The sequence below is a fragment of the Streptomyces sp. NPDC086549 genome (genome assembly GCF_044746205.1).
In the GTDB taxonomy this organism is placed as follows: Bacteria; Actinomycetota; Actinomycetes; order Streptomycetales; family Streptomycetaceae; genus Streptomyces.
This window is the reverse complement of sequence record NZ_JBIVBS010000020.1, coordinates 75,794-99,237: the sequence shown is the minus strand read 5'-3', so window position 1 is coordinate 99,237 and position 23,444 is coordinate 75,794. Positions and strand designations below refer to the sequence as shown.

Annotated in this window: 11 protein-coding genes and 2 pseudogenes; 6 read left to right on the top strand and 7 right to left on the bottom strand. The window is 70.4% G+C overall.

The window, feature by feature from the left end:
* Window positions 1-56: 56 nt before the first annotated feature.
* Complete coding sequence (locus tag ACIPSA_RS42175; protein ID WP_402645160.1) at window positions 57-926, top strand: hypothetical protein; 870 nt, start codon at window positions 57-59, stop codon at window positions 924-926.
* Window positions 927-1,639: 713 nt separating this feature from the next.
* Window positions 1,640-3,034 (top strand): M1 family metallopeptidase, encoded by a 1,395-nt coding sequence (locus tag ACIPSA_RS42170; protein WP_402645158.1) that lies wholly within the window; start codon window positions 1,640-1,642, stop codon window positions 3,032-3,034.
* A 24-nt stretch (window positions 3,035-3,058) separates the two neighbouring features.
* Here the strand turns inward: ACIPSA_RS42170 and ACIPSA_RS42165 are convergent.
* Both ACIPSA_RS42165 and ACIPSA_RS42160 read right to left on the bottom strand, forming a co-directional pair.
* A pseudogene (locus tag ACIPSA_RS42165) lies at window positions 3,059-3,438 on the bottom strand (transposase); the annotation flags it as partial.
* A 159-nt stretch (window positions 3,439-3,597) separates the two neighbouring features.
* The gene (locus ACIPSA_RS42160; RefSeq protein WP_402645156.1) at window positions 3,598-7,383 is read right to left on the bottom strand and encodes a hypothetical protein; all 3,786 of its coding nucleotides are present in this window, start codon (window positions 7,381-7,383) and stop codon (window positions 3,598-3,600) included.
* Window positions 7,384-7,834: 451 nt separating this feature from the next.
* On the opposite strand from ACIPSA_RS42160, the gene ACIPSA_RS42155 reads away from it, so the two are divergent.
* Together ACIPSA_RS42155 and ACIPSA_RS42150 are read left to right on the top strand one after the other, a co-directional pair.
* Window positions 7,835-8,410: a hypothetical protein gene (locus ACIPSA_RS42155; protein ID WP_402645154.1), complete on the top strand. Its 576-nt coding sequence runs from the start codon at window positions 7,835-7,837 to the stop codon at window positions 8,408-8,410.
* 283 nt (window positions 8,411-8,693) lie between these two features.
* On the top strand, window positions 8,694-9,140 hold the full coding sequence (locus tag ACIPSA_RS42150) for a hypothetical protein (protein ID WP_402645151.1): 447 nt from the start codon (window positions 8,694-8,696) through the stop codon (window positions 9,138-9,140).
* Between the two features lie 63 nt (window positions 9,141-9,203).
* Here ACIPSA_RS42150 and ACIPSA_RS42145 read toward each other — a convergent pair whose 3' ends face one another.
* Window positions 9,204-10,193 (bottom strand): helix-turn-helix domain-containing protein, encoded by a 990-nt coding sequence (locus ACIPSA_RS42145; protein ID WP_402645149.1) that lies wholly within the window; start codon window positions 10,191-10,193, stop codon window positions 9,204-9,206.
* Window positions 10,194-10,553: 360 nt separating this feature from the next.
* Entirely contained in the window at window positions 10,554-10,877 is a 324-nt protein-coding gene (locus ACIPSA_RS42140; protein ID WP_402645147.1) for a hypothetical protein, read from the bottom strand.
* Window positions 10,878-11,547: 670 nt separating this feature from the next.
* Here ACIPSA_RS42140 and ACIPSA_RS42135 point away from each other — a divergent pair.
* A pseudogene (locus ACIPSA_RS42135) lies at window positions 11,548-11,700 on the top strand (winged helix-turn-helix transcriptional regulator); the annotation flags it as partial.
* A 424-nt stretch (window positions 11,701-12,124) separates the two neighbouring features.
* On the opposite strand, the gene ACIPSA_RS42130 reads toward ACIPSA_RS42135, so the two are convergent.
* Entirely contained in the window at window positions 12,125-12,292 is a 168-nt protein-coding gene (locus tag ACIPSA_RS42130) for a hypothetical protein (protein WP_402645145.1), read from the bottom strand.
* A gap of 230 nt (window positions 12,293-12,522) precedes the next feature.
* Here ACIPSA_RS42130 and ACIPSA_RS42125 point away from each other — a divergent pair, with 230 nt between their 5' ends.
* Window positions 12,523-13,632 carry an FAD-dependent oxidoreductase gene (locus ACIPSA_RS42125; protein WP_402645143.1) on the top strand — a complete coding sequence of 370 codons (1,110 nt, stop codon included), beginning with the start codon at window positions 12,523-12,525 and terminating at the stop codon, window positions 13,630-13,632.
* A 311-nt stretch (window positions 13,633-13,943) separates the two neighbouring features.
* Here the strand turns inward: ACIPSA_RS42125 and ACIPSA_RS42120 are convergent, their stop codons facing one another.
* Both ACIPSA_RS42120 and ACIPSA_RS42115 read right to left on the bottom strand, forming a co-directional pair.
* Window positions 13,944-15,437 (bottom strand): tryptophan 7-halogenase, encoded by a 1,494-nt coding sequence (locus ACIPSA_RS42120; RefSeq protein WP_402645140.1) that lies wholly within the window; start codon window positions 15,435-15,437, stop codon window positions 13,944-13,946.
* 31 nt (window positions 15,438-15,468) lie between these two features.
* Window positions 15,469-23,403 (bottom strand): SDR family NAD(P)-dependent oxidoreductase, encoded by a 7,935-nt coding sequence (locus ACIPSA_RS42115; RefSeq protein ID WP_402645139.1) that lies wholly within the window; start codon window positions 23,401-23,403, stop codon window positions 15,469-15,471.
* Window positions 23,404-23,444 lie beyond the last annotated feature (41 nt).

The following is a 23,444-nucleotide window of genomic DNA, read 5'->3' as shown; positions in this document are numbered from 1 at the left end:
TCCCGGCGGCCCCCACGACTCGTGCGGTGGCGTCGTGTGGCACTACGGTCGCGTGCATGCCGGGGTGGGAGACGAGTGGGGAAGCGGCGAGCGGGACCGCCGCCGCGTGGAGCGCCGAAGTGGTGGACCACCGGCGCGCGGTGGGGCGGCCTCCCTACGAGCGGGTCAGGCTTCCGCAGGAGCCGCTGGCGCGCCGGGACGAGCTGCGCATTCACGGCGATGTCGGGTCGGTCAGCTGCGTCGACGCCGCCGGCGGCACCGTCTGGATGCACCGCTGTGCGGGACGGCCCAACGCCGCCCATGTGTCCGGTGACCGAGTGCTCGTCACCACGGACTCCCTGGAGTACACGCCCTGGGGCATCCTCGGACCGGCCCTGCTCCTCGACCTCGCGAACGGGCGGCTCGTCGCCGAATTGCGCGGGGAGCGCGCCGCTGCGCGTGGAGGCGGCCGCTTCGTGCTCGGGCTGGAGGGCTATGACGTCTTCGACACCTGGGAGTACGACCGCGACGGCAACGAGACCGACACCTGGCGCTCCTACGGCCACTACGTCGTGGGTACCGGTGTGCGCGTCGTCGAGACCGACCGCAATGCGCCGACCGACGGCCGGGTCGTCCGGCTGCTGCCCGGCGGCGTCGTGGAACGCGGCCCGCGCCTGTCCGACCCGCAGCCGCCCAAGCCGCTGGTCCTGCGCGACGGCACGATCCTGGTCCTGGACGGCGGGGCGGTCCGCGCGGTGGGCCGACGGCTCGACAGCACAGTCCTCGCCGAACTCGGCGGTGACGCGGCAGACCTGAGGGCACGGACGATACGGGCACTGCGGTGGGACGGCGACCGGGTCGCCGCGATCGTCGCCGAGCAACACGCAAACGAGCCCACCCGCTACACGGTGGACACCTGGACGCTCACCCTCCGCCACCGCGCCTGAGCCGGACACCCCACGGATGGCAACACGGCCAGGGCTCGGGACCGCCTTCGGAAGCTCTGCACCGGCCCTAGGTCCTAGAGGCCCCACCCTCGGTGGCGGGGAGAACCTCCGGGCGCCCCCGGCGCCACCCGGCCGGAGCCGCTCACCGCGCTGCAGGGCGCGCAGCGTGAGGGCGAGAACGTGGACGGCGATGCCGTGCACGTCGCGGGCGAGTGCCGCCAGACGGTTGTCGAGCAGGTGCTCGGGCTTGCCCGCCAAGACTACGTGCAGGGCGGGAAACGGCTGGCTGCTGGTGTAGCGGTAGCGCTGCGTATGGCTCGCCGGGTACCGCTGCGTCGGCTGCGAGGCCTCCCGTCCCGAGCAGTGGGCGGAGGTGATGCGACGCCCTGAGAGGACGTCTGACGGCGTCGTGCGAATGCTGTGCTCAGACCGTCACGCCGATTCTCGTCTCCATCGCTGCCCTGCTGTGGGGCGGTGGTCGAAGGAGCAGCGTGAAGACGCCTCCCTTGTCCGCAGTCTAACGGCGGCCGGGATCGCCCCCTGCCCGCTGTGCCGCCGACCGCTCCGGATCAAGTACAGCCGCAGCCGCCCCTCCGCCCAGCAGGACCATCCGGCCCCATGCCCGCTCGACGCGCGGTGGGAAGTGGAGCCGCCCTTTCGAGTTTCCCACTGGGGGGATGAAGGGCGGAGGTGTTGTGGCATGATCCGCTGCCATGTCGCTGTTACCCGCGTGGTGGTCGAGAACCCGTCGCCGTCTGCTCGTCGTCCTGCTCGCACCGCTCGTGGCGTCGGGCGCCACCGTGGAGCATGCCGTCGCGGCACCGCCGGTCCGGGCGTCCGCCGAGGCCGCGACGCCCGACGGTCTGCGCTACGACGTGACACTTCGCTCCGACGCAGACGGCTCGCGTTGGACGGGCCGCCAGCGGGTGTCGTTCCGCAACGCCTCCCACCGGCCCCTGCGCGAGGTGTACGTACGGCTGTGGGGCAACGGCGAGGACGCGTGCGGGACACCCGGCAAGCCTTCCCCCGTCGCCGTGACCCATGTGAGCGGTGGTACGGCGGGTCGCCTCACGGTGAACTGCACAGCACTGCGCATCACGCTGCCCAGGCCGCTCGCGCGCGGTCAGCGGGCGGCTGTGGCCTTCGATGTGTCGATCACCGTGCCCGGGCGCAACAGCCGCTTCGGCCGCGAGGGCGACTTCCGCTTCCTGGGCAACGCACTGCCCGTACTCGCCGTACACGACGCGAAGGGGTGGCACCTCGACCCGTACGTGTCCCCAGGTGAGAGCTTCTACGCACTCGCCGGCGACTTCCGGGTACGCCTCGACCACCCCTCCGCTCTCAAGGTCCCCGCGACCGGCCGCACCGTGACCGGGCCCGGCGGCCCCGGACGCACCGTCACCCTCAGCATCGCGCACCGGGTACGGGACTTCGCCTGGGCCGCGGGCCCCTTCCGCGCCGCGACCGACACCTCGCCGGGCGGCGTGCGCGTCAACTCGTACTGGGCACCCGGCACATCCGCCGCGGGCGTCCGCCTCAACCGGAAGGACGCCACCGGCGCCATCGACCGGTTCGGCAAGGAGTTCGGCCGCTATCCGTACGGCGAGATCGACCTCGTCATGACGCCGAAATTCGGCGGCGGCATGGAATACCCCGGCCTCGTCCTCCTCGGCACGACCGAAGAAGGCGGCGCCACCGTCCATGAAATCGCCCACCAATGGTGGTACGGCATCGTCGGAAACGACGAATACAACGCACCCTGGCTCGACGAGAGCTTCGCCCAGTACGCCAACGCCCGCTACTACGGCTGGGACACCCACGACTGCTGGGAACAGGAGAACTGGCCCAGCAACGAGGCCCGACTGACCAGCTCCATGGCGTACTGGAGCCGGCATCCCGACGAATACCACCTCATCTACACCGCCGGCCCGTGCGCCCTCGCAGACCTTGAACGCACCCTCGGCAGCGGCACCATGGCCCGCCTGCTCAAGCGGTACGCCCGCGATCACTGGCACGGCGTCTCCACCACCGCCGACTTCAAGAGGGCGGCCCAGAGCATGACCAGCAAAGACCTCGGCCCGTTCTGGAAACAGCACCGCATCCGGTGAGGAAGCCGGCTTTCGGCGGCGTCCACGGCAGGTCGTCAGGCTCGGGGTCCGGACAAAGTTTTCGGAGATGAAGTCCCAGCGGCAGGGGCTCACTTCACCTCCCGGGCGAAATAGGCCGCTGCCCGGCGCAGGATCTCGCGCTCCAGCTGCCATTCCTGCTCGGCCTTGAGCAGCCGGGCGTTCTCGGCCCGCAGCGGGGCCAGCTCCTCGGCCGCGCTCACGCTGCCGTCGCGACCCACGGGCGCGGCCTGGGCCTCGTCCTTGCGTACCCACGTCCGCAGCGACTCCGCGGTGATACCGAGATCCGCGGCCATCGCCGCATACGTCCGCTTCCCGGCCGAGGCGCGGTAGAACGCAACGGCGTCCTTCCTGAACTCCTCCGGATACGGAGACTTGCGTCCCACCTGGACATCCCTCCCTGGACCATCAAGATCCATTCAAAGGGTGTCCACTCCAAAGGGGCAGCCTCAATGTGGATCACGGCCTCGGAGCTGGCGGGGAGGGCCTCGTACAGGCGTGATGCGTGCTCGGATCACGCCTGCCCCTCTTGCTGACCGTCCCGTTCAGCAAGAGGCGGCGTACGGCACGTCGCGGATGTACCTCTGCCAGTCGGCACGTGACAGACCGGATCCGACGCGTCGGCATACATCGGTGGCCATCCGCGATGCATCGACGCCGTAGGTCAACAGAGGCATGTGCTGGGCGGAGACGTACAGGGTGCGGTCGTCCTTGCTGAAGGCCAGCGCCATGACCCCGCCCCCGGGGTCGGAGAAGGCGGATCCGACCGGGCGCCGGGAGGCGACGTCCCACAGCCGGACCGAGCCGTCCGCTGTTCCGACGGCAAGCGTTTCGCCGTCGTGAGAGAAGGCCAGCGCCGAAACGCCGATCGCCGAGCTGGCGGCGTCGGCCGGTTCGGGAGGAAACTCGGCCAGCCACTGCCGGGCGTGACGGCCCCATAGAGTCACCCAGCCCGACTCGTCGCCTCCGGCCAGATAGCCGCCGCCATGGCTGAAGGCCAAGCGGGCGGGGATTCCCTGCATGAGCGCACGGTGGGTGACCGCCCGGGAGGGCAGATCGACCAAGTCGCCCTGGGTGGTCGCCAGGAAGCGGTCGTCGTCCGCGACCGTCAGGCTCTCTCCCCAGACGCCGGGCAGCCGACTGGATCTCGCCCTCCGGCGTACGTCCCACACCTCGGTGCGCTCCTCGGACAGCGACACCAGGAGGCTTCGGCCACCGGGCGCGAGTGCGATCGCGTCGATGGTCTCGATGTCATCCGCTGTGGGCGGGAACCGCAGTGTGGTCGGCCGGTTCGGATGGCGGGTGTCCAGCACCTTGACCCAGGGCGGTTCGGCGGATGCGGTGTCCTCACTGGAGTAGGCGAAGGTCCGGCTGTCCGAGGCGAACGTCATGACGTCGGAGCACTGTGGCTCGCAGGGCGCGGTGGGCAGACGGTCGGCCAGCACCTTGCCGGTCGGTACGTCCACCAGCCGCATCCGGTGCCTGCCTCCGGCCTGCCGGGTCTGTGCGAGCAGGCGGCCGTCGGGGCTGAAGCCCGCGCTCACGGTGATGTCCTGCTGCCAGGCATGATCAAGGGCGTGTCCCAGCGAGACCATCCACACGGTTGTGCTCGAACTGCCTGTCACATAGCGGAGCACGCCCGCCTTGAGATCGATGCGGATGGCTCCGAGGCCCTGGCCGTCGGCCCATGGGATCCGGAACACCGGGGTGGCCGGGTCGTCCGTCCGCCACAGCTGGATCTCGTTGTCGTCCGCCGTGGCGACGAACCGCCCGTCCTGGCTGAACTCGGCCTGTGTCAGGCCGCGGTGCTTGATCTGGCGCAGTTCACGCCCCGACGCCACGTCCCAAGTACGCAGGCCGTTTCCGGAGGCCACGGCCACCCTGCGGCTGTCGGATGTGAAGGTGATGGTGCCGGTGCGGCATTCGTCCCTGTGGAACGCCGTCTCCCACGTACCCGGCAACCGACGGCGCCGCGCTACGTCCCACACCTCCAGCTGGTGGTCGGGGCACATCGCGGTAAGACGGTCGTCAGGGCTGACGGTGTCCAGGCTCATAGTGGTGAACTTGACGTCGGTGAAGGCCGAGCCTGTCGCGACATCACTTATCGCGCCACTGGAGCCCAGCCTGTTCTTGAACACCTCGCGCCAGTGCCGCAGGTCCCACAGCCGTGCCACGGATCCTGTTCCGTCGTCAGGACCGGAGGCCGCCAGTGTGTGTCCGCTGGGACCGAACCAGACCGTGTCCGCGTCGTGCCCGGGCAGTTGTCCGGTCTTCTTGCCGGCATCCAGGTCCCAGACCTGGATGCCGGAACTGGTGGACGCGAACGCCAGGATGCGGCCGTCCGGGGAGACGTCCGGCCATGAGGCATCGGCTATGCCCGGAATCCTGAACGAGGACAGTTGCCGATGGCTGCGCACGTCCCACCGAGTGACCCGCTCTCCGGAGACGGAGACCGCGGTCCGGCCGTCGCGGTCGAGGTACACCTCGGGACCGTCCGCCTGGTCCGGGATCCGGAACGCGTCCTGTTCCTTCTGCGCCATCGAACCCATCAGTGCCGATCGGGTCTCCGGCAGTTCGGAGATCTTCCACGCCGCGAGGCTGAGCCGCATCGCGATGGCCGGCTCGGAGGAGCGCAGGCTTTCCGCGACGGCTGCGATCCGGCGGGCCTCGTCCTGGACGCGTTGGCGCTGACCTGCCCGGTTCTGCTGCCAGGCGACCAGGCCGGCCATCAGGGCCAGGACGACCAGGCACGACAGGGCCACCACGAAGGTACGCAGCCGCCTGGCGGAACGCGCTGCCGACCGCTGCTCCCGGTCACGGGCCGCGAGGCCGGCGGACAGGAACGACTGTTCCAGCGGGGTGAGGCGAGCGCGTGGTTCCGCCGCCCCCAACACTTCCTTGGCGGTGGCCAGCCGAGTGCCCCGGTAGAGGGCTCCCGGGTCGCGGTCCAGGTCCTGCCAGGCTCGTGCGGCCTCGGTCAGATGGCGGTGGGTTCGCAGGCGGTCACGTTCGGCATCGATCCATCCGCTCAGCCTGGGCCACGCGCTGATCAGCGTCTCGTGAGCGAGGTCCACCGTGTCGTCGTCCAGGATGATCAGCCGGGCGCGCGCCCATCGCTCCAGGACCACGTCGGCATCGGCTTGTGCGACGTCCGAGGCGCTGCTGACGAGTTCGGCGCGCTCGGTCGGCCGTCGGGTGTCGGGCGTACCGTCGCCAGGGGTGATCAACCGCAGCAGCATGTGCCTGGCGAGGTCGGCCTGCACGGGGGTGAGCTTACCGAAGGCGTCTTCGGCGGTGCGGGCGATGGCGCCCTGTAGGCCGCCGGCCGCTTCGTAGGCCGCTTCGGTGAGGGCTCGGCCGTTGCGGCGGTACCAGGTCTCTAAGAGGACGTGGGACAACAGGGGCAGTGCGCCGGGCTCGTCGGAGACCTCCTCGATCAGCCTCGCCGTCAAGGAGCGTTCGACGATCAGCCCGGCGGCCTGTGCAGGTTTGACGATGGCCTCGCGCAGCTCGTCGCGGCTCATCGGCCCGGCCAGCACGGTCCCGTCCTGCAACGCGGCGGTCAGGGCGGGGTGTTCGGCGCAGCGGCCGAGGAAATCGGCCCGCACCGCGATGACCACGCGCAGCCGGCTCGCGGCATCGGTGGCCGCCAGGAGCCGGTCGATGAACTCCCTGCGTTCGGCGGGGTCGGTGCAGAGCGTGTAGAGCTCCTCGAACTGGTCGACGATCAGCCAGGTCTCACCGTCGGCGTCCTTGGGGGTCAGCCGCGGCCCGTGGACGCGCAGGGGATGCTCGCCGGGGGTGAGGACGCGTACGGCGGCCGGCCGCGGACCGGAAGCCTCCGGGTTGCTCAGGCGCGGGATGAGGCCGGCGCGTAGCAGCGAGGACTTGCCGCTGCCCGACGTGCCGAACACCGCCGTGAACCGGCGGGAACGGGTCAGTTCGAGTAGGCGGTCGGTGAGCTGGTCGCGACCGAAGAACAGGTCGGCGTCGCCGGGCTCGAAGCGGGCCAGTCCTCGATACGGTGGCGCAGCATCCTCACTCTCGGTACGCGGCTCGGCCGCCGCCTCCGCAGCCGCCTCACGCCACCGCGCCTCCCACTCCTCCAGGTCCCCACCGCAGGCCTGGACGTAGGCCAGGACGACCGGCAGGGTCGGCAGCCGCTCACCCCCGGCCGCCTGCGACAGCGTGCTCGCCCCCTGATTCGTGCGCCCGGCCATCACCCGGTACGTCGGACTCCCGGCCTCCGCCCGCAGCTTGCGTAACTCGGCAGCAAGCCGCGCCCCTGGCCCCGCACTCGGATCGAGCGGGCTCTCCGGACGCCCCGCCATCGACAGCTCACCCCCACAGCCGCCCGCCTCCCCCGTGGATGCGGCGCAACGGCCCGACACGCTACGCACGCACGTGACCGGAGGGCAAACCTGAGGCGCTTTCTTTGGTCAGCGCCGCTACGTCGTGCCCCTGACCTGCATAGCGGTCATTGATCAGGTTGGCGAAACCGGCTGCCCATTCAATCCCCATAGCGCTGAACTCGATGACGTAACCGCCTCCGGTATCACGAACGCGCCCGCCCCCTGAGCGCCCGTACACCGCAGGAGAAGCAGTGCCGAAGAGAGGGAAAGCGTGAACACGCGCATCAGCATCGCACCGGCGATGACCACCGCTATGCCGCCGAGCGCTCGTCCGCAACAAGGAGAAAGGAGCATGCCTAAGGCTGCACCAAGGGTGGGAACGACCCGACAGCCAGGTCTGCTTGCCGGGGCACGGGTCCGCTTCGGGGCCGTGCTCGTCGCAGCGTTCGCCACTGCCACCCTGGCGACCTCGGCGGGATCCGCAGTCGCCGACCCGCCCAGCCACGTCCACTACGTCAAGGGTTCCGACGTCTGGGTGCGCGGCTGCCACGGCTACCTCAACGCCTATGGGATCGGCAGGAACTTCCACGTTCAGGCCGTCGTCTACAACCAGACCAGCACGTCCAGCAACGTCGACAACTGCAGCGGCTACTTGCTTCGAAAGCACGGCCGCCACGGCCGCTGGCTGCGGTATGGCCAGCAAGCGGATCCCAATAACGACCTGTCCGCGCAAGATGTGGGCAGCTGGGACGCCACCGGGTTCTACAAGGACCCGAAGAACTGGTGGGCAAAGGCCTGCGTGTACGCCTGGATTGGCGAGAACACGACCGCCGTCCGGCTCATGACCGTGCTCATCGCCCACCGGATCACCGCTCCGAGGTGTCGGTGCGCGTCTCGTAGTCGCGGGCCAGGCGTCGTGAGTGCAGAGCAGCTCGGGCGTCCGCGGCTCGGCGCCGGCGAACTCGCGGGCTCTTCGACGTCGTCGGCCTGGACGGCCCGGAGGTAGCCGCACGCGCTGATGGCGGCGCCTGGAGTCCTCGGGGCGAGCGGCATGGTTGGTCGACCGGGCCCGGGCGCGAGGCCTGCAGCTCCGACCGGCGAGGGCATGGACGAGGCACGAAATATCAAGAGATCTTGCACGCCACGTCAACTCCGTCGCGCGGGCCGTTGGCATCTTCTACGAGGGAGCTGTGGCAGCGACAGGCCTTCACTCGCGTGACGAGCCGGTCTGCCGGATGCCCGCACCCAGTACCACAGCCCTGGAACGTTTCGAATGGAGGACCGTGAGTATGAGCATGACCCGCTGGCTTGCGACGGCTACCGCGGCGGTCGGTCTGGCCGCATCCGCCCTCATCGGCACCGCCGGAACCGCATCGGCGGCCGCGGGCCAAAGCTTTCTATACCGGGGTGAGGCCCTGCACGTCGGGCAGATGATCTATCGGTACCACGCCCCCCAAGGCTGGCAGATCCAGCTCGTCATGCAGAGCGATGGCAACCTGGTCGAGTACCTCCGGTTCGACGACGGCAGCCGCTATGCCTGCTGGTCGACGAACAGCTGGGGCTCCGGGAACAACAACTGGGCGGTCTACCAGATGGATGGCAACTTCGTGGTCTACAACAGCAGCGGCGGCGTGGTCTGGGCCTCGAACACCAAGGGGGGTGGGGGCTCGACCGTCGACATGAACTCGAACGGCGTCCTCTACGTCGGCACCAAGGCTATCAACAACGGCTGCTGACGTCATCGGGAACATCCGTCCGCGGGCAGTCTCAAGCCCGCGGACGGATGCGCTGATCGTCCGTCACACTGAACGCTCGGCACAGAAATCGTTGACACACAGCGCTCGGAACTCGGTAGGGCTAAGTCCGTACGCCTCGCGGAAGGAACGACTGAAGACCACTGGTCCGCTAAAGCCCCAGCGGGCGGCGATGGCGCTCACATGGCGGGCGCGGAGACCGGGGTCTGCGAGGTCGCTGCGGCACTGCTCGAGGCGGCGTCGGCGTATCCAGGCGCGGACGCTCTCGCCCTGGTCGTGAAAGAGCTGGTGGAGAGTGCGCACCGATATGTGGTGGTGGGCGGCGACCACCGACGGATTCAGCTCCGGGTCGCCGAGGTTGTGCTCGATGAAGGCGTGGATCCGCTGCACCAGCGCCTGCGTCCGGACTTCGGCAGGAAGCTGGTCCTCGGTGTCCAGGTACTGGGCCAGGCAGGCCGTCGCGAGGTCGACGGCGACCGTGCCGAGACGACGTAGCTCTTCCGGACTGCATTCGGCGCCGTGGTCTTCGAGTGCGGTCATGAAGGATGACAGGATCGAGGCCATGCCCCGGTCGCCCGGGATGCGGCGGGCCAGCACCTGGTCGAGGCGCTGGGTGCGCAACGGCATGATGTTCCGGGGCAGCAGCAGGATCGTCGCCTGCACCTGGCCGCCTGCGGCGGGCATCTGGTTGTAGGAGGGACGCGAGGTGTCCCAGAGCATGAGGTCACCGGCTCCGATGGTGCACTCGTTCCGGTGCTGCGACAGCGACGTGGCTCCCTTGCGCAAAAGGGCCAGCTGGTACTGCTCCGGGTCGCCACGCCGGATCATCGCGGCCGTACGCCGAGAGCGCAGGGGCGACAAGGAGAACCTCGACACACGGATCTCCCCCAGGTCCAGCACGGCGGCCTCGCCATGGAATTCGGCGGGCCGCTCGCTGCTGAGTGCGGCGGGCATCACCTCACGCGAGACGATGTCGGAGTACCAGTCGAACCGTTCCCCCGCCGGTACCTCGCCCGTTGACAACACTGACCACATCCAGCGCCCCCTGTTGGATCTCTTCGGTAAGAGCCAGGATGCAGCAACAGAACCGCTGTTGGCGCATGGTGATCCAACGGGCGGCTTCAGGAGGCGAGGGCGGTCGCTCGCGGGCTCATCCTGGCCATGGCGCAGGGGAACGATCCGGCGGGCCGGGTCTCCTGCGCCATCTTCTGCCGTTGACAACTTGGGCGGTGTGCCAGACCGGTATCACCGACCCCTGTGGCTCAAATACCCGTCATGCGCCCTGATCGAGTGGGTCACCATGCTCATCGTCGCCCGTGAGGGTGACCGCCACTGCAAGGTCCCACCCCCGTCTTGCGTCAGCAGACCTGGATGCCCTGCGCCTCCTTGAGCCAGTTACTCCGTCGGGCGCCCCTCCGGTTCCCGCTGACTGGCAGCCAGCGCCCGCGCCAGTACCTTCGCCCGGTACGGGTTCGCTGTGCCGAGAGCCGTCGCCACCGCCACCGCCTCGTCCAACAGGGCCAGCCGTCGCTCCGGCAGCTCCCGCACCAGGGGCGAGGCGCTGGCCTCCACCAGGACGTACGCCAGCTTCGACCCGTACACCTCAGGCTCGACCTGTGTCAGCAGACGGTAGATCCACAACCCCTCGACACCGCGCACCACCCGCCGGTTGGCGCTGAGCAGCTTGACCCTCGCCATCACAACCAAGTCCTGATCCATCGATCCCCCTTCATTCCCTCACCTCCGACCGCACCCGTCACACGACGAGGCAGCACGACGAACGCACCGGCAGCCGAGAAGGGATGCCGGCACGTTTGCCGGAGAGTGGATGTCGACGAGTCTGAGGGCGGACCACGGCTTGCGACAAGCCCGGACGGACGTGCGCTCCGTCCTACCGCAATCGCCTCCGAGCAGGCATGATGGACTTGACACTCACTCAGGAACGCCCTGCGTACCGGCTTTCCCCACGTCGAGGCGATACCACCGCAGTAGCCCAGGGTCTTGGCTACCGAACCGTCGCGGTGACCATTACCGCAGCAGCCATACCCAGGTCAGCCCCGGCACCGACGGCTACAGCGGGTGGATAATCACCGGCCTCGACTGGCCAGTCGGCGACGCGGCTCGAACCGAGTACGCCCTGACTATCGGTTCCGACGGCTTCGCCCTGCTCACGGCGGTCTACAGGCAGGACGCTCCCGGCTGGCTACGTGAGCTGCCCGCCGTCGACGTGCTCCGGCGTATCTGGGTTCAGCGCTACGCCGTCCAGAACAGTGAGGTGCGCTGGCGCCAGGACAAGCAACTGCCGCCGGGGCGGGTGCCGCGCGCGGCAGGTCGTCGCCGCGCGCATCGGCGACGTCGGGGTGCCGATCATCGATCCGGCGGACATCGCCTCCAGGACGGCCTGGTCTGGCGGGAGGTCGAGCCGACGACGCCGCCTCAGGTCACCTACGGGCTGACCGAGTTCGGTCGGGACGTCGGCGAGCCGCTGACAGAGCTGTTCGACCGGATCACACGGCGGCTGTCGCCGCGCAACGCGGGATAGCGTGGCAGCGGCCGGCCAAGAAGAGCATCCCGCGCGGGCCCTCGGCTGCGAGATGCACTGCTACTTCCACCGTTGCCCTACCCCTCACTGGGACCAGGTACGGCAGCATGTCGAGCGGGACACAGCAAGCCGGGCGCGCACTGTGACACGTGGTCGTCTACGTGCCGACCGTCGTGGCCGGATTGCCGCTGAGAAGCTGTGTCGAGTCCTGACGCGACAAGGTGAGCGTGCCTTCGGTGGAGGTCAGGGTGTCTTGAATCCTCCGCCGCTACTTCACGCAGTCCCCGGAGGCGATCGCCCAACTCACCGGTCTGCGCGCGCCCGGTGACAGTCGCCGCTGAGCGCCGGAAGGCCCCGGGGCGGCCCGAGCGCTGGAGTGAGGTCGCAGGCAGAGCGGGTTGGTTCTTTGGGCCGGTGCCACTCGTTAGGGCTGCCGGGGCGACGGTTTGCTCGTGGATTTGGCGTCCTGGTCCTGTCCGGTTGTGGCGGACCAGTTGGCGAGCAGCTTCAGGCCGTCCTCGACAGGGGTTCCGGGTGGCGCGCTGTAGACGACCACGCTCAGGCCGCCTTCGTCCGGCAGGCTGCGCTTCACTTGGCGGGTGAGCGCTTGAGTTGGCCGGCCGAGCGTTTCGCCGTGGTCGAGAAGGAGCTGGGGTGCGTCGCCGGCCAGGGACTGGCAAGTCTGAGCCTCTTGGGCTCGCAGCGCCTGGTCTGTTCGGTACCGGCAGACCGTATTTCAGAGGCACTTTCTTGGTGACTGTGCTTTCTTGGTCACGCGCCGGATCTCCTGGCAACTCACCCACCTTTCGAGGAGACACTCCCATGAACTCCGCTCACGGCCGCCGCATCGTGGTCGTCGGCGCCGGCCTCGGCGGCCTTGCCTTAGCTCGCGTTCTGCAGCTCCACGGCCGCTCCGTCACCGTCTTCGAATCCGAGGCTGCCACCGGCGCCCGCCCCCAGGGCGGCAGCCTCGACATACATGCCGACACCGGTCAGATCGCTCTGCGCGCGGCGGGCCTGCTCGACCGGTTCCGCACCCTGTCCCGCCCCGAAGGCCAGGAGTGGCGCGTGGTTGACCCCGTCACCGCCACCGCCCTGCCCGTCCCGGGGCCCGGCCACGACGACGACAGCCCGGAGATCGACCGCGGCCAGCTGCGCAACCTGTTCCTGGAATCCCTCGCCGAGGGCACCGTCCGCTGGGGCTGCACTGTCACCGGGGCCACCCCGCTCGGGGACGGCTCCTGGCGCCTGCTCCTCGACGATGGCACCGCTGAGGACGCCGACCTGGTGGTCGGCGCCGACGGCGCCTGGTCGCGCATCCGCCCGGCCCTCTCAGACGCCACACCCGGCTACACCGGTGTCACCTTCATCGAGACCGGTTTCGACGACTGCGACACCCGCCATCCCGCCCTCGCACGCATGGTCGGCAACGGCACCCTGCTGGCGACGGCCGACGGCAAGGCCCTGCTCGCCCAACGCAACAGCAACGGCCACATCCGCGTCTACGTCGCCTTCCGCGCCCCACATGACTGGCACGTGGCCGCCGACGTGGAACCCGACGACACGGCGGCCGTGCGCGCACATCTGCTGAAGATGTTCGACGGCTGGGACGAGAACCTGCTCGACCTCCTGCGGCACCACGACGGCGATTTCGTCAACCGGCCCGTGTTCGTACTGCCTGTCCCGCACACCTGGGAACACGTCCCTGGCATCACCCTGCTGGGCGATGCCGCCCACCTGATGCCCCCCGTCGGGCTCGGTGCCAACCTCGCCATGCTCGACGGCGCCGACCTCGCCCACGCCCTCATCACCGAACCCAGCATCGCCGACGCCGTCCGCGCCTACGAGAACCTCATGCTGCCGCGCTCTGCCCAGGCCGCCCAGGCCTGCGCCGAGGCTCTCGACAACCTCATTCCTCCCACTGACTCCTGAGCACACCCCACCACGGCGAGTCGCCTCGCCTTCAACTCGAGACGGTCCAGGACAGCGAGCTGGCCGCGGCGGCATCGTCGAGCGGGGAGCTCGCCGACTGCTCCGCGGTGCACATCGACGAGCTGGTCAATGCCGCGTGGATACGTCGCCTTCGTTGTGGACACCTTCTCCCGGCGCATCGTCGGCTGGTCCGCCGCCACCGCTCAGCCATCCCGACTCCACACAACTCGCGGCAGGCCGGGATCTCTACCGGGGCGGTTCACTCAGGGCCGGCCCGGTTCCCGTACACCCACTACCAGCCGGTTCCGCCCCTACGACCCAGGTTCGACCCAGGCCAGCCCATCCTCCGACGCCACCAGACCACCGGGCCGCAGCGGCGTCTCCTCCTCCAGCGGCCCGCCGAACAGCCCACGTTCCTGCAGGACAGTCCCCTCCTGGAACACCTGCCGGAAGCTCTCGGACTCGTAGAGCGGATTGCGCAGGTCGTCGGCGTCGGGAAGGCGGCGCACGGCACGCTCGAAGTCGTCGGCGACGGCGGTCAGCCGTGCGCCCGAGGGCCCGGCTCCGGTGAGCGACGCGTCGCCCGACGCCAGACCGCCCACCAGCTCGACGAACGCTTCGAGTTCCGTCGTGCCGACGTTGGTGACCTTGCGCGCCTTCCAGAAGTACGACCGCTCGTCCTGGTGCATGTCGTAGAAGGAGACCAGGAACTCGTGGAACAGGCGGTACTCGTGCCGGTAGCGGGCCTCGAACTCGGCGAACAGGCGGTCCTCGTCCAGGGTTCCGGCGAGGCCGCTGTTGATGGACCGGGCGGCGAGCAGCGCACCGTAGGTCGCGAGATGGACTCCGCTGGACAGCACCGGATCGACGAAGCACGCCGCGTCTCCGACGAGCACCATGCCGGGCCGCCACAGCCGTGACTTCCAGTACGACCAGTCCTTGCGGACGCGGACCCGGTCGTACGGCGGCTCGGTGGCCTGCGGGACGCCGTCGAGGAAGCCGCGTACCTCCGGGCAGGCGTCGATCAGTCGGTGCCACGCGGTCGCCGGGTCGCGCTGGATCGCCTCGGTGTTCTCGCGGGCGACCACGGCTCCGACACTGGTCAGGTCGTCCCGGAGCGGGATGTACCAGAGCCAGCCCTCGTCGAAGGCGGCGCAGAAGATGTTGCCGTCGTTGGGTGCCGGGAGCCGCGCGCCGCCGGCGAAGTATCCGAACACCGCGATGTTGCGGAAGAAGTCGGAGTAGGTCCGCTTCCCGCCGACGTGCGGGTGGATCCTGCTGCCGTTGCCGGAGGCGTCCACGACGTACCGGGCGCCGGCCTCGCGGATCTCGCCGTCGGACCCGGTCCAGCGCACTCCGCGGACCCGCTCCCCGTCGGCGATCACGCCGGTCACGCGGCAGCCCTCCCGTACGTCGACGCCGACCCGGCGGGCGTTGTCCAGGAGGATCGCGTCGAACCGGGACCGCTCGACCTGGTAGGCGAACGAAGTCGGATCGGCCAGGCGGGGCGACAACGCGAAGGAGAACTGCCAGGGGTCCCGGTTCCGGCCCCACCGGAATGTGCCACCGCGCTTCAGTTTGAAGCCCGCATGTGCCATCTCGTCCTCGGCACCGAGGATCCGGCACACGCCGTGCACGGTGGAGGGGAGCAGGGATTCGCCGATCTGGTACCGGGGGAAGGTCTCCTTCTCGACGAGGAGGACACGATGGCCGTGCAGGGCGACGGCCGCCGAGACGGTGGCCCCGGCCGGGCCGCCGCCGACCACGATGACGTCGAAGTCCTGCTCGGAATTGGCGGAACTCACTGGTCTCCCTTCGCTGTTCCTGCGTCGATGCTCATGGGGTTGCCTTCGCGGTGCGCGCCTCGATCCAGGCGCGGATCGCCGACACGGTCGTGTCCGCGTGTTCCCGCATCATCGTCAGATGGTCGCCGGGGACGTCCACCACGTCGTGCGCCGACGGCCAGGACGTCCGCCAGTCGTCCTCGTCCGCGGAGGCCGCCATGGCGGGCGTGGGCCGCAGCGCGCGCACAAGGAGCATGGGCGTGGCGACCGGCTCCGGGTCCCAGCCGAGGAAGATCCGGTTGTAGGCCCCCGTCGCAGCCAGGGCGCTGTCGTCGTCCCCGGTGAAGTCGGGCCGTGCGGTGTCCTGCGGCGGCGGGGCGGCCAGGGACAGCAGCCAGTCCTTGCCACTGTTGTCCGGCGTGATGTGGTAAGTGTCCAGCAGCACCAGGCCGGTCGGTGCCCGGCCCATGCGTTCCAGCTGGTGGGCCACCAGGTGTGCCACGTTGCCGCCCGCCGACCGTCCTACGATCACGAAGGGCCCGTCCCCGACGTGTCGCAGCACGCTCTCGGCCTGGGTACGCGCCAGCGCGGCGCGGTCCTCCGGTACGGCGGTACCGGCGCCGATACCGGGGTGCGGGAACTCCAGGACGTCCAGGTCGTCCTGGAAGGCGCGGTGGAAGCGCGGGAAGTCCCCGCCGTTCGACGCGAGCGAGGGATGGTAGGCCGGGAAGTAGACGACCGTCGGCCTTCCGGCGCCTGGGCGGCCGTGGGCGCGGCGGATCGGGGGCAGAGCGTGCTCGCGGCCTTGGGCGGCGGTGAAGGTGGGCAGCGCCCAGGACGCGGTGACGAGCAGGTGCATCGCCGCCACCGGTTGTCCGGAGGCACTGACCGTCCGGAACAGCGAGGAGAGGGTGTGAGCGGGCCGCTCGGCCTCTGTGGCCTCAGGGGCGGCCACGACGGCCGGTTCACCGTCCAGCAGGCCGAGCAGATGGCGTGCCAGGTCCTCGGCCGTGCGGTGCTCGAAGACCACCGCTACCGGCAGCCGGATCTTGAGCGCCAGGCTCAGCTGGTTGCGGATCTGCACGGCGGTGAGGGAGTCGAATCCCAGGTCGGCGAGGGTCCTGCCGACCGGGAGCGCGTCGGCGTCCGGGTATCCGAGCACCGCGGCCACGTCGGCCCGCAGCAACTCCACGAGCGCCGCCTCCCGATCGCCCGCGGGCAGTCGGTCCAGCCGCTTCCGCCAGGCTCCCGGCTCCAGCAGCTCCTCGGAGCCGGAGGGCGTCGCCGCGGCGGTCGGCCGGTTCTGACGGACGAGTCCGCGCAGCGGCGGTGGCAGGTGCCCCGCACCGGACCCAAGCGCGGCCCGGTCCAGCAGGATCGGGGCCAGTACCGGCTCCGTCGAGCGCAGCGCGGCGTCGAACAGGGCCAAGCCCTGCTGTGTGGACAGCGGCACGAACACGTCACGTGGATGTGGCCGCTGCTGGGGCTGCCCCGCCGCCATGCCGCCGGTGTGCTCCCACGGGCCCCACGCCAGGGATACCGTCGGCAGCCCTTCGGCGGCGCGGCGGTGGGCGAGGGCGTCGAGGAAGGTGTTCGCGGCCGCGTAGTTGCCCTGGCCCGCCCGGCCCAGCAGACCGGAGACGGAGGAGAAGAGGACGAACATCGACAGGCCCATGTCCCGGGTCAGTTCGTGCAGATTCCAGGCCGCGTCGGCCTTCGGTCGCAGCACGGCCGTCATCCGTTCGGGGGTCAGCGAGTCCAGCACGCCGTCGTCAAGGACCCCGGCAGCGTGCACGACTGCGGTCAGCGGCGGCTCGCAGCGCTTGATCACCTCGGCCAGCGCAGCACGATCGGCCGCGTCACAGGCGATGATGCCGACCTGCGCCCCCGCCCCCTCCAGTTCGCCTCGCAGGTCCTCGGCTCCGGGTGCCTGAGGCCCACGGCGCCCGGTCAGCAGCAGGTGTCGTACTCCGTGTTCGGCGACCAGGTGACGTGCCAGCTCCGCGCCCAGCGCGCCGGTGCCTCCGGTGATCAGCACCGTACCGTTCGCACCGAAGTCGGTCCGCGTGCCTGCGGCATCATCGGTCGCGGCCAGTCGCGGAACCGTCACCTGCCCGTCCCGCACACGGAGTTGCGACTCACCGGCGGCGACGGCCGCGGGCAGCATCCGCAGCGACTCGGGCCGCCCGTCCACATCCACCAGGACGACACGACCGGGCAGCTCCGACTGGGCCGTACGCACCAGTCCCCAGACCGCCGCACCCGCCAGGTCCGGCAGCGGCGCGGTGGCGTCCCGCGTCACCACTACGAGCCGTGAGCCCGCCGAGCCCGGATCGTTCTGCCAGTCCTTCAGCGTCTTGAGCACCCTGCCGGTCAACTCGTGTACGGCGGACAGCAGATCGGAGTCTGTCGCACGGGCGACGGCTGTGACGGCGACGAACTCGGGGTCGGCGGCGCAGGTCAGGAACTCGGCGAGGTTCAGCTCGTCCGTCCCACGCACCGCCCAGGCACGCTCACCGGCGTCGCCAAAGAGTCCGGGGGCGGCCCATTCGGGGCGCAGCAGGGCCCTTCGTACGATGTCGTCCGTCATGTCGGCCTGGTCGGCGGGGAGTTCCCTGGTGGTCAGGGAGTCCACGCGTGCCACGAGCCGACCGGACGGGTCGGCCAGGGTGAGCGAGACCGTGTCCGGGCCCATTGATGTCACCCTGACCCGCAACTCGGTGGCTCCGGAAGCGTGCAGGCTCACTCCGCTCCATGCGAACGGCACCCGGACAGTGCTCGTGCCGGGGGGCGCGGCGAACAGCGGCGCGTGCAACGCGGCGTCGAACAGTGCCGGATGGAGTCCGAAGCGGCCCGCTTCGGAGGTGTGCGACGCGGGCAGCCGGACCTCGGCGAAGACGTCGTCGCCGCGCCGCCAGACCGCACGGACCCCCTGGAAGGCAGGCCCGTAGGCGAGTCCGGCGTCGGCGAGGGCGGCGTACGCGTCGGTGAGATCCAGCGCCTCGGTGCCCTGGGGCGGCCACTGGGTCAGCTCATCCTCCACGGCACGACCTCGGCCCAGCTGTCCGGAGACGTTCCGCATCCACGGGACGTCCTCGGCGGATTCCTCCGGCCGGGAGTAGATGTCGACCGGTCGTCGGCCCGAGTCGTCCTGCGCGCCCACGACGACCTGGACACGCACCCCCGTGGAATCCGGCAGGGCGAGCGGTGACAGCATCACGAGGTCGTCCACCGCACCGCAGCCCACCTCGTCGCCCGCTCGCACGGCCATCTCCACGAACACCGTCGCCGGCACGATCACGTTCCCGGCGACGACATGGTCCGCGAGCCACGGGTGGGTCGCGAGGGACAACAGCCCTGTCAGCACCGTCCGCTCGGTGTCCGGTACCGGGAATGCCGGGCCCAGCAGCGCCTGAGCATCGGCCGGCGCCGGGCGCGGTGCGTCCAGCCAGTACCGCTGCCGCTGGAAGGCGTACGTGGGCAGGTCGACGCGCCGCGCGCCCGTACCCGCGTACACCGCCGCCCAGTCGACAGCGGCCCCGGCCACATGCAGCCGCCCCACGGCAGAAAGGAGTGTCTCCGGTTCGTGCTCACCGACTCGTGTCGCCACGGCGAGCACGGGACCCCTCGTGACCCCTTCCGTCAGGCAGTCGGTGGCCGCCGCGGTGAGCGCGGGCCCGGGGCCGAGTTCCAGGTAGGCCGAGACTCCATCGTCCGCGAGCCTGCGCACGGCGTCGGCGAAGCGCACGGGCAGCCGGGCGTGCCGCACCCAGTACTCCGGCGAGCACAGGTCCGCGGCCTCGGCGGGCCGGCCCGTCACGGTGGAGACGAGCGGGATGCGCGGCGCCCGGAAGGACAACTCTCGGGCGATGTGCAGGAATTCGTCGAGCATCGGCTCCACCAGAGGCGAGTGGAAAGCGTGACTCACCCGCAGCCGTAGGGCCCTGCGGCCACGCGCCTCGAAGCCGGCGGCGACCGCGAGCACCGCGTCTTCCGCGCCCGAGATCACCACCGAACGGGGCCCGTTGACGGATGCGATCGCCACCCGTGCCCCGAACTCGGCCAGCACCGGAAGGACTTCCTCTTCGGCCGCGTCCAGGGCCACCATCGCGCCGCCCTCGGGCAGCGCCTGCATCAGCCGACCGCGAGCGGCGACGAGCCTCGCCGCATCGGGCAGATCGAATACGCCGGCGACATGCGCAGCCGCCAGCTCGCCGACGGAGTGGCCCACAAGGCGGTCGGCTCGAACGCCCCACGACTCGAGCAGCCGGAACAGCGCCACCTCGAAGGCGAACAGTCCGGCCTGCGTGAAGTCCGTACGGTCCACAAGAGCCGCTTCCGACGAGCCCGCCTCGGCGGACAGCACCGCGCTGATTGGCCGTGGGAGACGGTCGTCCAGGTAGTGGCAGACCTCGTCGAAGGCCTCGGCGAAGACGGGGAAGGCGGCGCGCAGTTCGGCGCCCATCCGGGAGCGCTGGGGACCTTGTCCGGTGAACAGGAAGGCCGTACGGACCTCCGGGTCCGCCAGTCCTCGTGCGACTCCGGGTACGTCCCGGCCCTCCGCGAGTGCGCCCAGCGCGTCCAGCATCCGTGTCCGGTCACCGGTCGGCACGATCGCCCGATGGGTGAGAGCGGAGCGCGACACCGTCAGCGAGTAGCCGACGTCGGCAGGCGACAGGCCCGGCCGGTTCGCCACTTCGGCCGCGAGCCGTCGGGCCTGGGCGCGCAGGGCGGTTTCGCCGGCGGCGGAGAGCAGCCACGGAACGGGCGACATCGCAGCCGTCTCCTGGGAGACCGCCGTCTCTGTCTCCGGTGCCTCTTCCAGAATCACATGCGCGTTGGTCCCGCCGATCCCGAAGGCCGAGACCCCCGCACGCCGTGGCCGGTCCGAGGCCGGCCAGGGCCGGGGGGCGGTCAGCAGCTCCACGCGGCCCAAGGACCAGTCGACCTGCGGCGTGGGCGAGTCGGCGTGCAGGGTCATGGGCAGTTCGCCATGCCGCATGGCCTGCACCATCTTGATGACGCCGGCGACTCCGGCCGCCGCCTGCGTGTGCCCGAGGTTGGACTTGACCGACCCGAGCCACAAAGGTTGCTCGCGGCCCTGTCCGTACGTGGCCAGGAGGGCCTGTGCCTCGATGGGGTCGCCCAGTTTGGTGCCCGTGCCGTGGGCCTCCACCGCGTCCACGTCATCGGCGCGAAGCCCCGCGTCTGCCAGGGCCTGCGTGATCAGCCGCTGCTGTGCCGGGCCGTGGGGAGCGGTGAGCCCGTTGGACGCGCCGTCGGAGTTGACGGCGGAGCCGCGGAGCACGGCCAGGACCGGATGGCCGCGGCGCCGCGCGTCGGACAACCGCTCCAGAAGGACGAGTCCCACGCCCTCGCCCCAGGCCGTACCGTCGGCCGCGGCCGAGAACGACTTGCAGCGCCCGTCCAGCGACAGCCCGCGCTGTCGGCTGAAGGCGAGGAACGGCTTGGGCGTCGACATCACCGTGACCCCGCCGGCCAGCGCCAGCGAGCACTCGCCCGAGCGCAGCGCCCGCACCGCCCAGTGCAGTGCCACCAGCGAGGACGAGCAGGCGGTGTCGACCGTGATCGCGGGACCGCGCAGACCGTACACGTACGAGATCCGGCCGGAGGCAACGCTGCCCGTCGACCCCAGGCCCAGTTGCGCCTCCAGCTCGTGGTGGTGGGTGAAGCGGGCGGAGTAGTCGCCGTGCATCACGCCGACGAATACGCCGGTGTCGCTCTCGCGCAGCGACGCCGTATCGATGCCGGCCCGCTCCCACACCTCCCAGGATGTCTCCAGGAGCAGCCTCTGCTGCGGATCCATCGCGAGCGCCTCGCGGGGCGAGATCCCGAACAGCCCGGCGTCGAACTCCGCGGCCCGGTGCAGGAATCCGCCGTGGCGCGTGTACGACGTGCCGATCCGGTCGGGATCGGGGTCGTACAGGGCGTTCAGGTCCCAGCCGCGGTCGGTCGGGAACTCCGAGACGGCGTCCCGGCCCTGCGACACCAACTCCCACAGATCTTCGGGGGAGTTGACGTCACCGGGATACCGGCAGCCCATGGCGACGATCACGATGGGATCGTCGCCACGGGAGCGGCTCCGTCCGCCGTACGACTGCGGGTGCCTCATGGGCTCGCTCTCGAAGAGCGCAACGCGCAGGTGCCGAGCCACCGCAGTCGGAGTCGGGTGGTCGAAGACCAGCGTCGTCGGCAGGCTCAGTCCGGTCAGCGCACCGAGCCGGTCCATCAGCTCGATCGCGCCGACGGACGTCATGCCGAGATCGGCGAACGAACTGTCCGCGTCCGGCAGATCGTCCGGCGTGTACCGGCAGACCTCGGCCGTCTCGGTGAGCACTGTCTCGCGTAGCGCGCGTTCCTGCTCCTCGCGTGAGAGAGCGAGAAGCCGCTCGCGCAGGGCGGTCTCGACAGCCGCCGGGGCGGCCGGAGCGGGGACGACCAGTGCGTGACGGGCGATCTTGCCGGATGCCGTACGCGGCACGGCGGCGATCTCCCGGATCTCGACCGGGACCTTGTAGTCGGCCAGCCGGGTCCGGCACTCGCCGAGCACCCGTCGCGCGTCGATCCCGTCCGGGCCCGGTACGACGAAGGCGACCGGCACCTCACCGAGCACGTCGTGCGGCACACCCACGACCACGGCGTCGGACACGCCGGGGCACTGCAGCAGCACCTGCTCGATCTCCGTCGGGTGGATGTTCTCGCCCCCGCGGATGATCAGCTCGCTCACCCGGCCGGTGAGCTTGAGATGGCCGTGTTCGACCCGGCGGCCGAGGTCGCCGGTGCGGTACCAGCCGTCCCGCAGCGCGGCGGCCGTCGCCTCGCGCTGCTCGTGGTACCCGGTCATCAGGCTCGGCCCCCGCACCCAGACCTCGCCCTCGGCCCCGTACGGGACGTCCGCGCCGCTCCCCGGATCGACGACGCGTACGTGCATGCCCGGAACAGGCGTCCCGCAGGAACCTTCGACCCTGGGCCCCTCGGGACGATTCACCGCGATCATGCCGCAGGTCTCCGTGCTGCCGTACGCGTCGAGCAGTGGTGCCCCCAGGGTCTCCTCCACGGCCGTGCGCAGAGCGGGACCACTCGGCGCACCGGCCACGACACACATCCGCAGCGACTGCGGGGCCTCACCGGCCGAGTCGACCAGCCGGTGATATGTCGCGGGCACGCCGGCCAGCATGGTGAAGGGCCCGCCGAGCCCCTCGTGCGCCGTGAGCAGCTCCTGCCGCAGACCGCCCGGCGGCAGCTCACCGGCGATCCGAGCGCTCGCGCCCACGGCCGTCACGCCCAGGATCGCAAGCGAGTGACCGAAGCTGTGGAACAGCGGAAGCGGCCAGAGCAGCCGGTCGTCGGGCGAGAGACCGAAGATCGGGGCGTAGCAGGCGGCCACGGACCACAGCGCGGCTCGCTGCGTGGACAGTACGCCTTTGGGCCGGTGGGTGGTACCGGAGGTGTAGAGCATCCAGGCCGGATCGTCGAGCCCGAGCATGTCGATCTCCGAGGCGGCCCGGTCGCTCTCGGCCGCGCTCTGGAACAGCTGGGCGCCGTCAGGGATCGGACCGGTCCCGGTGACCAGGACGCCCAAGCGGTCGTACGACGGTCCCAGCCGCCGCAGTTGTGCGAGGTGCGCGGCGTCCGTGATGACGAAGGCGGCGCCGCTGTCCTGGAGGAAGTGAGCCAGTTCGGCGTCGGAGCACCGCGGATCGAGCGGGACCCCGACCATCCCGGCCCGCAGGACGGCGAGGCAACTCTCCACCATCTCAACACAGTTGCCGAGGCGGATCGCGACGCGGTCGCCGCGGCCGAGTCCCGTCCGGGTGAGGTATGCGGCCAGCGCGCGGGTGCGACGCTCCAACTCGAAGTAGGTGACGCTGCGCGAGGAGTCGGAGTACGCGACCCGTTCCGCCGCCAGCTCGGCGTGCTCCTTCAACAGTTCCGGCACCGGTCGGATCAGCTCGTCACGCCTCACGTTCCCGCCTTCCAAATCCCTCGCGCTGCAGCGATGTTGAG